Genomic DNA, 5,243 nt, shown 5'->3' with positions numbered 1-5,243 from the left:
CCAAACCAACGAAATCGAGCACCCCACGACCCCGCCGCACAGGTTAAAACTCAAGCTAGGGGACGAAGACGGCGATCGGCTTGGCGACCGGGCCGTGCTCCTCCATCAGCGCGAGCAGTGTGCCGTCCGGGCCGAAGACGCCGATCGGGCCCGGCCCCAGGCCGGTCGCGCCCAGGCGCCCGCCGTGGGCGATCTTGCGGGCGTCTTCGGTGGACACGTCGAGCCGCGGGAAGGCCGCGGACACGGCGTCGGCCAGCGGCAGGACGGTCAGTTCTTCGGTGAGCTGCTCGATCGTCCGGGCCTGGGACAGGTCGTACGGGCCCACGCGGGTACGGCGCAGGTAGCACAGGTGGCCGCCGACGCCCAGGGCCGCGCCCAGATCGCGGGCCAGCGCGCGGATGTAGGTGCCGCTGGAGCACGTGACGGTCGCCGAGACGTCGAGCACGTCACCGGCGTAGCGCAGGTCGCCGAGCGCGAAGTCGTACACGGTGACCTTACGGGCCTTGAGCGCGACCTCCTCGCCGTCGCGGACCCGTTTGTACGCCCGGCGTCCGTCCACCTTGATCGCGCTGACCTGGGGCGGGATCTGCTCGATCGGGCCGGTGAGGTCGGCGACCGCCGCACGCAGCTCCCCCTCGGTCACCCCCGCGGCGGGGGCCGTGGCGGTGACCTCGCCCTCGGCGTCGTCGGTGTTGGTCGACTGGCCCAGCCGGATCACCGCGTCGTAGGACTTCTCGGTGAGCGCGAGGTGGCCGAGCAGGCGGGTCGCCTTGTCCACCCCGATGATGAGCACGCCCGTGGCCATGGGGTCGAGCGTGCCGGCGTGGCCGACTCTGCGTGTGCCCGCCAGCCGGCGCAGCTTGCCCACGACGTCGTGGGAGGTCCAGCCGGCCGGCTTGTCGACGATGACAAGTCCGTTCATGTGCGGGTGACGACCTCGATCTCGGCGAGAAGCTCCCGTAGGCGTTCGACCGCGTGCCGGACCTCGCCGTGCAAGGTGAATCCGGCCGCCGTCGGGTGTCCGCCGCCGCCGAGGGCGACGCACGCCATCCCGACGTCGACGCGCCCCTTGGAGCGGGTGGAGACCTGCCAGGCGCCCTCGTCGTCCTCCTTGAAGACGACGGCGACCTCGGCCTCGTCCGTGCGCCGGACGACGTCGATCACGCCTTCGAGCAGGTCGTACGGCAGGCTGTACGCGGCGCGGTCGGCGCGCGTGACCGTGGTCCACACCATGCCCAGGCCGCCGGCCACGTCCGGTTCGAGCGTGGCGCGGCCGAGCGCCGCGGACAGCACCGGCAGGTAGCCGAACGGGGCGCGGTCCCAGACCTCGCGGGCGACCAGTTCGGGCCGGATGCCGGTGGCCAGCAGCCTCCCGGCGAGCGCGTGGACCTCGGGGGTGGTCGTGGCGTACTTGAAGGAGCCGGTGTCGGTCACGAGCCCGACGTACAGGCCCAGGGCCATGTCGTGGGTGAGGGACACGCCGAGCCGGTCGATGAGGCGCTCGGTGACCGCCGCGGTCGCCGCAGCTCCCGGATCGACGAGATGTGTCGTACCGAACCGGGTGTTCGACGCGTGGTGGTCCAAGACGATCACTTCGCGCGCCTTGCGGGCGTTGGGCGCGAGGCTGCCGAGCCGGTCGCGGCTGGCCGCGTCGAAGGTGACCATGACATCCGGCTCGGCCGGGAAGTCACCGGGGTCGGTGAGCAGGTCCAGGCCGGGCAGGAACCGCAGGATCCGCGGCACGACGAACGCGTCGCCGAACGAGGCGGTGAACGGCTTGCCCAGGACGCGCAGCGCCTGGGCGAAGGCCAGCATCGACCCCAGGGCGTCGCCGTCCGGGGAGACGTGACACGCCAGGCAGACCGTCCCGGCCTCCTCGATCGAGGCGACCGCCCGTTGCCACTCGTCGGCGGTGATGGCCACGGCGCTACCCGGCGGGGAGTTCACGACCCGGAGTATCCCGCGTTGTCGGCATCGTCGCCGTCGGTTTCGTCAACATCCGCATCGGATCGCGCCTCGCGGTAAGGGTTGGCCTCCCCGGCGGGAAGGGCGCCCTCGGCGGCCTTGGCCACCTGCTCGTCCGCGGCGCGCGCCTTGGCGAGCAGGTCGTCGATCTGCCGGGCGTTCTCGGGCAGCGCGTCGGGCACGAACGTCAGGCTGGGGGTGTGCCGTACGCCGGTGCGCTTGCCCACCTCCGTACGGATCACGCCCTTGGCGCTGTTGAGCGCCGCCGCGCTGTCCGCGCGCTCGGCGTCGCTGCCGTACACGGTGTAGAAGACCGTCGCGTCCCGCAGGTCGTTGGTCAGCCGGGCGTCCGTCACGGTGACGAAACCGAGCCGCGGATCCTTGATCCGCCGCTCGAGCATCTCCGCGACGATCTGCTGTATGCGATCTGCGAGCTTACGAGCCCTCGCGGGGTCCGTCACAGTCTCTCCTTCATCGGTCCCGTGACCAGGGCGATCACGGTCCTCCATCAACCAGTAATGGAATGCACTCTATGACTCTTCGTTGAAGAGTCGTTGCCGGGCCGAGAGCAGCTCGATCTCCGGCCGCCCGGCGACCAGCCGCTCACACGCCTCCAGCACCTCGACGCAGTTGCCCGCCTCGGCGGAGACGACCGCGATCGCGATCTCCGCCCGGCGGTGCAGGTCGAGGTGGCCCGTCTCGGCAGCCGCGGCCGCCGGGAACCGCCGGCGTACTTCGGCGACGATCGGACGGACCACGGCGCGCTTCTGCTTCAGCGAGCGTACGTCGCCGAGCAGCAGGTCGAGCGTCAGTGCTCCCACATACACAGGTGGTCACCCCCGTGATCGAACCGGCCGTCGACCGACGAGGTGGCGTGCGAGGAAACCGCACGCCACCTCTCCGGGGCGTACCGGGACCCGCGAGAAGGGCCACGCGCAGAGACCGCCCGGAACCCCGCGCCCCGCTCGGCGGTGCTCAGGCACCGCCTCGCTGCGGGCGCAGGGTTCCGGGCAGTGACTCAGACGCGCGGCTTCTCCCGCATCTCGAAGGTCTCGATGATGTCACCGATCTTGATGTCGCCGTACCCGATGCCGATACCGCACTCGAAGCCCTCGCGGACCTCGGTCGCGTCGTCCTTGAACCGGCGGAGCGAGGACACGGTGAGGTTGTCGGAGATGACCACACCGTCGCGGATCAACCGCGCCTTGCTGTTGCGGTTGATCGTGCCGGACTGGACCATCGAACCGGCGACGTTGCCGATGCGCGGCACCTTGAAGACCTCGCGGATCTCCGCCGAGCCGAGCTGCACTTCCTCGAACTCGGGCTTGAGCATGCCCTTGAGCGCGGCTTCGACCTCCTCGATCGCCTGGTAGATGACCGAGTAGTAGCGGATGTCCACGCCTTCGCGGTCGGCGATCTCCTGCGCGTTGCGCTCGGGCCGGACGTTGAAGCCGATGATGACGGTGCCCTCCGACGTGAGCGCGAGGTTCACGTCGTCCTGCGTGATCGCGCCGACGCCGCGGCGGATCACCCGGAGACCGACCTCGTCGCCGACGTCGATCTTGAGCAGGGCGTCCTCGAGGGCCTCCACCGAACCGGAGACGTCGCCCTTGATGACGAGCAGCAGCTCCTGGAGCTCGCCCTTCTCGAGGTCCTTGAACAGCTCCTCGAGGGTGCGGCGCCCGCGAGTGCGGAGCAGCTCGGCGTTGCGCTTGCGCGCCTGGCGGCGGTCGGCGATCTGGCGTGCCATCCGGTCGTCGTCGACGGCGATGAAGTTGTCACCGGCGCCGGGGGTGGCGGACAGGCCGAGCACCAGGACCGGACGTGACGGCAGCGCCTCGTCGACGTTGTTGCCGTTCTCGTCGAGCATGGCGCGGACGCGGCCGAAGGCCTCACCACAGACGATCGAGTCGCCGACCCGGAGCGTGCCGCGCTGCACGAGCACGGTCGCCACGGAGCCGCGGCCCTTGTCGAGGTGCGCCTCGATCGCGACGCCCTGGGCGTCCTGCTCGGGGTTGGCCCGCAGGTCCAGCTCGGCGTCGGCGGTCAGGACGACGGCCTCGAGGAGGTCGTCGATGCCCAGCCGCTGCTTCGCGGAGATGTCGACGAACTGCGTCTGGCCACCGAACTCCTCGGCCACCAGGCCGTACTCGGTGAGCTGTGCCCGCACCCGCTGGGGGTCGGCGCCCTCCTTGTCGACCTTGTTGACCGCCACGACGATCGGCACCCCGGCCGCGTTGGCGTGGTCGATCGCCTCCGTGGTCTGCGGCTTCACCCCGTCGTCGGCGGCGACCACCAGCACGACCAGGTCGGTCGTCTCGGCACCGCGGGCACGCATGGCGGTGAACGCCTCGTGACCCGGGGTGTCGATGAAGGTGATCTTGCGCTCCTGGCCGTCGACCTCGGTCGCGACCTGGTAGGCGCCGATGTGCTGGGTGATGCCGCCGGCCTCGCCGGCCACCACGTTGGCGTTGCGGATCGCGTCGAGCAGCTTCGTCTTACCGTGGTCGACGTGACCCATGACGGTCACGACCGGCGGACGGGAGACGAGGTTCTCGTCGCCGCCCTCGTCCTCACCGAACTCGATGTCGAAGGACTCGAGCAGCTCGCGGTCCTCGTCTTCGGGGCTGACGACCTGGACGTTGTAGTCCAGCTCGGCGCCGAGCAGCTGCAGCGTCTCCTCGTTGACCGACTGCGTCGCGGTGACCATCTCACCGAGGTGCAGCATCACCTCGACGAGCGACGCCGGGTTGGCGCCGATCTTCTCGGCGAAGTCGGTGAGCGAGGCACCCTGCGGCAGGCGGATCGCCTTGCCGTTGCCGCGCGGGACGCGGACGCCGCCGATCGAGGGCGCCTGCATGTTGTCGAACTCTTGACGCCGCTGCTTCTTGGACTTGCGCCCACGCGTGGGACGTCCGCCGGGGCGGCCGAACGCGCCCTGCGTGCCACCGCGGCCACGGCCTCCGCCACCCGGACGCGGGCCGCCGAAGCCGCCGGGACGGCCACCGCCGCCACCGGCACCGGCCGGACGGCCGCCGAAGCCACCGCCGGGACGACCGCCGCCGGGACGGCCACCGCCGCCACCGGGACGACCGCCGCCACCGCCGGGACGACCGCGACCACCGGCACCGCCGGGGCCACCGCTGTCGCGCTGCGGGCGCGAGGGCATGTTCATCGGGCTGGGGCGCGGGCCTCCGGGCCGAGGCGGCATGCTGCCGGGGTTCGGCCGGGGGCCGCCGGCGCCGGGAGCGCCGGGACGGCCCGGGCCCGGACGTGGC

Annotated in this window: 5 protein-coding genes; all 5 read right to left on the bottom strand. The window is 71.4% G+C overall.

From position 1 onward, the window contains the following. Window positions 1–55 precede the first annotated feature (55 nt). Entirely contained in the window at window positions 56–922 is an 867-nt protein-coding gene (gene truB, locus ABEA10_RS49725) for a tRNA pseudouridine(55) synthase TruB (RefSeq protein ID WP_345475721.1), read from the bottom strand. Then, a complete protein-coding gene (locus tag ABEA10_RS49720; protein ID WP_329256770.1) occupies window positions 919–1,947 on the bottom strand; it encodes a DHH family phosphoesterase in 1,029 nt (342 codons plus the stop codon). The genes truB and ABEA10_RS49720 overlap by 4 nt, the downstream gene beginning before the upstream one ends. Then, entirely contained in the window at window positions 1,944–2,426 is a 483-nt protein-coding gene (rbfA, locus tag ABEA10_RS49715) for a 30S ribosome-binding factor RbfA (RefSeq protein ID WP_329256768.1), read from the bottom strand. The genes ABEA10_RS49720 and rbfA overlap by 4 nt, the downstream gene beginning before the upstream one ends. A 69-nt stretch (window positions 2,427–2,495) precedes the next feature. Further along, window positions 2,496–2,792 carry a DUF503 domain-containing protein gene (locus tag ABEA10_RS49710; RefSeq protein ID WP_329256765.1) on the bottom strand — a complete coding sequence of 99 codons (297 nt, stop codon included), beginning with the start codon at window positions 2,790–2,792 and terminating at the stop codon, window positions 2,496–2,498. 191 nt (window positions 2,793–2,983) lie between these two features. After that, window positions 2,984–5,243, bottom strand: a 2,260-nt coding sequence (gene infB / locus ABEA10_RS49705; RefSeq protein WP_345475720.1) for a translation initiation factor IF-2, incomplete at its 5' end; no start/stop codon positions are given.

The organism is Actinoallomurus oryzae (genome assembly GCF_039541955.1).
Lineage (GTDB): Bacteria > Actinomycetota > Actinomycetes > Streptosporangiales > Streptosporangiaceae > Actinoallomurus > Actinoallomurus oryzae.
Note: the sequence above shows the minus strand (reverse complement) of the source record. Positions and strands in the feature narration are given on the sequence as shown.

Bases quoted from the DNA above. Each gene is read 5' to 3' on its own strand.
- truB (WP_345475721.1), bottom strand. From the start codon at position 922: ATGAACGGACTTGTCATCGTCGACAAGCCGGCCGGCTGGACCTCCCAC.